Genomic DNA, 4,987 nt, shown 5'->3' with positions numbered 1-4,987 from the left:
GCCGACCGCGCCGGGGAAGACGTTGCGCAGGTGCGCGCGCAGCTGGTTGGCGAGCGCGACGCGGTGGGCGACGAGGTCCTTGCGGGCCCGGCAGACGCGGCGCAGCGCGACGGTGGCCGGGTGGTCGGGGGTCAACGGCGCCCGTCGGGTGCGGTCGGTGCGCAGGGTGTCGGCGAGGACGAAGGCGTCGAAGCGATCGTCCTTGTTGCCGGCCGATCCGTAGCGTCCGCGCAGGTTCTTGACCTGGTTGGGGCTGATCACCACCACGGTGATGCCGGCGCCGAGCAGGGTGTCGATCACCGGTCCGTCCGGGCGTTCGATCGCGACCTCACCGACGCCGGTGCGGGCGAGGACGGTGAGCAAATCGCGCAGCCCGGTGGCGCTGTGTTCGACGGTGCAGCGGTGGACCTCGCGGCCGCGGGCATCGACGATCGAGACGGCGTGGTCGTCGCGGGCCCAGTCGATGCCGCAGGTCAGGGCGTTGGGTGGTTCCTCGGGCAGGGTGGTTCTGGCAGACTTCATGTCAGCCTCCTCGCTGCTAGGCCCAGTGGGGAGGCACCCTCGTGCGGTGCCGGGACGCGGCAGCCGGTTCGCTCACTGTTCGGCGCTCGGTGGCGCTCAGCCCTGTCGACGGTCGGCGCGGCCCGGGCGACCGCCGGGTCCTGCAGAACTCATGCCGGACATCGATCGTGTCAAGCGAGCAGGGCAGTGACCCAGCGGCACCTCGGGTGCATCGGCAGTCCATCTGAAACTACCGACACAAGGATGGTGCACCAGTGAGCGACGTCAGCCAGGTCACCACCCACGTGCTGGACGCCGCGGAGGGACAGCCCGCGCGGGACGTGCCGGTCACGCTGGCGGTACTTCGCGAGTCCGCGTGGGTCACCGTCGCCGACGCCGTCACCGACGACGACGGGCGCGTCGCGACCCTGGGCCCGGCCCGACTCGAGCCGGGCACCTACCGCATCGTGTTCGACACCGGACGCTACTTCACCGCGAAGGGACGCCCGACGTTCTACCCCGACATCACCATCACGTTCGCCCTCACCGACAGCGAACAGCACTACCACGTACCTGTCCTTCTCAGCCCATTCGCATACTCGACCTACCGAGGGAGCTAATCATGAGCAAGATCGTGCTCGGCCAGAACCAGTACGGCAAGGCGGAAGTCCGGTTGGTCAAGATCACCCGGGACACCAAGCGACACGAGATCGAAGACGTCACCGTCACTTCGCAACTGCGCGGAGACCTCGACGCGGTACACACCGAAGGCGACAACGCGCACGTCGTGGCCACGGACACCCAGAAGAACACGGTGTACGCGTTCGCTCGCGACGGCGTCGGTGCGATCGAGTCGTTCGCGATGCGACTCGGGAAGCACTTCACCGGCGAGTTCGAGTGGATCACGGGCGGCCGCTGGGAGATCGAACAGTACTCGTGGGCGCGGATCCCGGTCGACGGCGAGGGCCACGACCACTCCTTCGTCCGATCCAGTGACGAACGGCGGAACACCGTGGTCACCATCGACGGCGACCGGACGTGGATCGTATCCGGTCTCAGCAACATGGTGGTGTTGAAGTCGACGGGTTCGGAGTTCCGCGGATACCCGAAAGACAGGTACACGACCCTACAGGAGACGTCCGACCGGATCCTCGCGACGTCGGTGAGCGCCCGTTGGCGGTACCTCACCACCGACGTCGACTTCGACAAGACGTTCGAGAACGTGCGCGCAATCATGTTGGAGGCGTTCGCCACCACCCATTCGCTCGCGCTGCAGCAGTCGCTGTTCCAGATGGGTTCGGCGGTCCTCGAGGCGCATCCGGAGATCGCCGAGGTGAAGTTCTCGATGCCGAACAAGCACCACTTCCTGGTCGACCTGGAACCGTTCGGACTCGACAACCCAGGCGAGGTGTTCTTCGCCGCCGACCGCCCCTACGGGTTGATCGAGGCGACCGTCGAGCGTGAGGGCGCGCCCGACGCCGGCCGCGCCTGGGATTCCGTTCCCGGATTCTGCTAGGAGCGCGGCGATGAAGCGGATCGGACATCGGGTCGCCGGAACGACCGGACCCGAAGACGAGCGATTGCCGCTCGGAAAGTCGTACGTCTACGGGTTGCAGCACATCCTGACCATGTACGGCGGCGTGATCGCGCCTCCCCTGATCGTCGGCGGCGCCGCCGGACTGACCGGCGTCGAGATCGGCCTGCTCGTGTCGGCGGCCTTGTTCGTCAGCGGCGCCGCCACCTTGCTGCAAACCCTCGGTGTTCCCTTCTTCGGCGCCAAACTCCCCCTGGTGCAGGGTATTTCCTTCGCCTCGGTGTCGACGATGGTGGCGGTGGCCGCCGGTCCGGGCGGGCTGCGCTCGGTGTTCGGGGCCATCATGATCGCAGGCGTCATCGGGTTGCTGATCAGCCCCTTCTTCTGCAAGATCGTGCGCTACTTCCCACCCGTCGTGACCGGGTCGATCATCACGGTCATCGGCATCTCCCTCCTACCGGTCGCGGTGCGGTGGGCGATGGGCGGCAACGCCAAGGCCCCGGACTGGGGATCGATGTCCAACATCGGACTCGCCGGGTTCAGCCTGTTCGTCGTGTTACTGGTGAGCCGACTGGTCCAGGGCACCCTGTCGCGGTTGTCCATCCTGATCGGCATCGTGGTGGGCACACTGTTCGCCGCGCTGATCGGCAAGGCCGACTTCAGTGCCGTCGGGAAGGGCGCGATCTTCGAACTGCCGCAGGTGTTCTCGTTCGGCACCCCGCTGTTCCAGATCGGTGCGATCATCTCGATGACCGTCGTCATCCTGGTGATCATGACCGAGACGACCGCGGACATCCTCGCGGTCGGCGAGATCGTGGAGACGAAGGTGGATGCTCGCCGGGTCGGCGACGGACTCCGCGCCGACATGCTCGCCACCACCGTGGCGCCGGTGTTCGGGACGTTCCCGGCCAGCGCGTTCGCCCAGAACGTGGGGCTCGTCGCGATCACCGGGATCAAGAGCCGGTACGTCGTCGCGGCCGGCGGTTCGGTCCTGTTCGCTCTCGGACTGTTCCCCATCCTGGGCCGGCTGGTGGCCTCCGTGCCGCTGCCCGTCCTCGGCGGCGCCGGGATCGTGCTCTTCGGCTCGGTGGCCGCGAGCGGAATCCGCACCCTGTCCAAGGTGTCGTATGACGGCAACCTGAACCTGGTGATCGTCGCGGTGGCCCTCGGATTCGGCGTCATCCCGATCGCGGTGCCCGAGTTCTACTCGGCCTTCCCGGAGTGGGTGCACATCGTCTTCGACTCGGGCATCAGCGCGGCGAGCATCGTCGCGGTGTCGCTGAACATCCTGTTCAACGAGATCAAGGCAGGCAACCGGCCCACGCCGTCGGTGGTGTCGGCGGCGCCTCCCGTCGCCGTCCACCCCCCGGAGGTCACCGAGCACCCGGCCGGCACCGAGCGACCGGCGGACACCGAGCACCGGGCGGACACGGCGCGCACCTCCGCCGTGCGCAATGAGTGATCAGCCGTATCAGCCGACGCTGACGCAACTCCGCGCGTTCGCCGCGGTCGCCACCCACCTGCATTTCGGCTCCGCGGCATCGGATCTCGGGATCAGCCAGCCCACCCTCTCCCGGGCGCTGGCTGCTCTCGAGACCGGGCTGGGGGTCATCCTGATCGAGCGGAGCAGTCGCCGGACGATCCTGACGTCGACCGGCCGGCGACTGCTTCCGTACGCGCAGCGCACCCTCGACGCCACCGAAGAGTTCGTGGCCTCGGCCACCGTTATGGCGTCGCGGCGGGTCCGGACCCGGTGAGGGCGGGGACGCGGGCAGGCGTCCTCATCCCACCTCGGCCCGCAGCAGAGACGCCATCCGCGCGTCGAACGCCACGAACAGCACCCGCGGAATCCCCGCGTCCGAGTCACGCACGGCGCCGACTGCCTGCCGGACGGCGTCGTCCGCGGGCCAGCCGTACACCCCGGACGAGATCAACGGGAAGGCGACGGACTGCGCGCCGAGGTCGGCGGCCACCGCCAGGCTGGCGGTGTACGCGCTGCGCAGTGTGGCCGACCGATCGTCCGAAGCGGAGTAGACGGGGCCGACCGTGTGGATCACCCATCGGGCGGGCAACCGGCCCGCCGTCGTCGCGACCGCCTGTCCCGCCGGCAGTCCGTCCTGCAGCGAGGTGTCCCGTAGTTGCCGGCATTCGGCGAGGATCTCGGGGCCACCGGCCCGGTGGATGGCGCCGTCCACGCCACCGCCGCCGAGCAGTCCGGAGTTGGCGGCGTTGACGATCGCGTCGACCTCGACCGTCGTGATGTCACCCTGCACTACCTCGATGGTGGTCATGTGCCCATTATCGCCGCGAGCCCACCGCGACCCGCACGATCAGTCCGGCGACCAGCGCCCAGAATGCGGACCCGATGCCGAGGATGCTCACCCCCGAGGCGGCGATCAGGAACGTGACGACGGCACCCTCCCGTTCGCGGACGTCGTCGAGGGCGGAGGCCAGAGCCCCGCCGAGGGTGCCGAGGAGGGCGAGTCCGGCGACGGCCTCCACGACGCCCTCGGGCGCCGCGGCGATGAGGGTGGCGACCGCGGCGGAACACGCCGCGAGCACCAGGTACGCCCAGCCCGCCGTGAACGCCGCAACCCAGCGTTTCCGTGGGTCGGGATGCGCGGACGGCGCGGCGGCGAGGGCGGCGCTGATGGCGGCGAGGTTGATGGCATGCCCACCCGCGGGGGCGCCGACCAGAGTCCCGACGCCGGTCACCAGCATGGCCGGCCGCCACGGCACCCGGTATCCGAAGGAATTCATGACGGCGGTGCCGGGAATGTTCTGGGACGCCATCGTCACGATGTACAGCGGGATCGCGATCCCGACCATCGCCTGCCACGTCCACGCCGGTGCCGTGACGTCGAGCCTCGGCAGGAGTGCGCCCGTGTCGAGGGCGTCGCTGCCGGAGGCGAGACCGACCGCGATCACCATCGCGGCGGCCGCGAACGCGGC

At 69.1% G+C, this 4,987-nt stretch carries 6 protein-coding genes and 1 pseudogene; 4 read left to right on the top strand and 3 right to left on the bottom strand.

The genetic code is table 11. From position 1 onward, the window contains the following. The coding region (locus ACFTZB_RS42860) for an IS110 family transposase (protein WP_378441616.1) at window positions 1-522 on the bottom strand (522 nt) is incomplete at its 3' end. A gap of 254 nt (window positions 523-776) precedes the next feature. Here ACFTZB_RS42860 and uraH point away from each other — a divergent pair. The 4 genes and pseudogenes from uraH to ACFTZB_RS42840 all read left to right on the top strand — a co-directional run. Continuing rightward, entirely contained in the window at window positions 777-1,121 is a 345-nt protein-coding gene (gene uraH, locus ACFTZB_RS42855) for a hydroxyisourate hydrolase (RefSeq protein WP_378441614.1), read from the top strand. Window positions 1,122-1,123: 2 nt separating this feature from the next. Further along, complete coding sequence (gene pucL / locus ACFTZB_RS42850; protein ID WP_378441611.1) at window positions 1,124-2,017, top strand: factor-independent urate hydroxylase; 894 nt, start codon at window positions 1,124-1,126, stop codon at window positions 2,015-2,017. A gap of 10 nt (window positions 2,018-2,027) precedes the next feature. Next, complete coding sequence (locus tag ACFTZB_RS42845) at window positions 2,028-3,497, top strand: nucleobase:cation symporter-2 family protein (protein WP_378441608.1); 1,470 nt, start codon at window positions 2,028-2,030, stop codon at window positions 3,495-3,497. Beyond that, window positions 3,490-3,756, top strand: a pseudogene (locus ACFTZB_RS42840) (LysR family transcriptional regulator); the annotation flags it as partial. The gene ACFTZB_RS42845 and the pseudogene ACFTZB_RS42840, both read left to right, overlap by 8 nt. A 60-nt stretch (window positions 3,757-3,816) precedes the next feature. On the opposite strand, the gene ACFTZB_RS42835 reads toward ACFTZB_RS42840, so the two are convergent. Then, window positions 3,817-4,326 (bottom strand): O-acetyl-ADP-ribose deacetylase, encoded by a 510-nt coding sequence (locus ACFTZB_RS42835; RefSeq protein ID WP_378441606.1) that lies wholly within the window; start codon window positions 4,324-4,326, stop codon window positions 3,817-3,819. Window positions 4,327-4,333: 7 nt separating this feature from the next. Further along, the coding region (locus tag ACFTZB_RS42830) for a benzoate/H(+) symporter BenE family transporter (protein ID WP_378441605.1) at window positions 4,334-4,987 on the bottom strand (654 nt) is incomplete at its 5' end.

The organism is Rhodococcus sp. NPDC057014 (assembly GCF_042673295.1).
Lineage (GTDB): Bacteria > Actinomycetota > Actinomycetes > Mycobacteriales > Mycobacteriaceae > Rhodococcus_F.
This window is presented reverse-complemented; position numbering and strand designations above follow the sequence as displayed.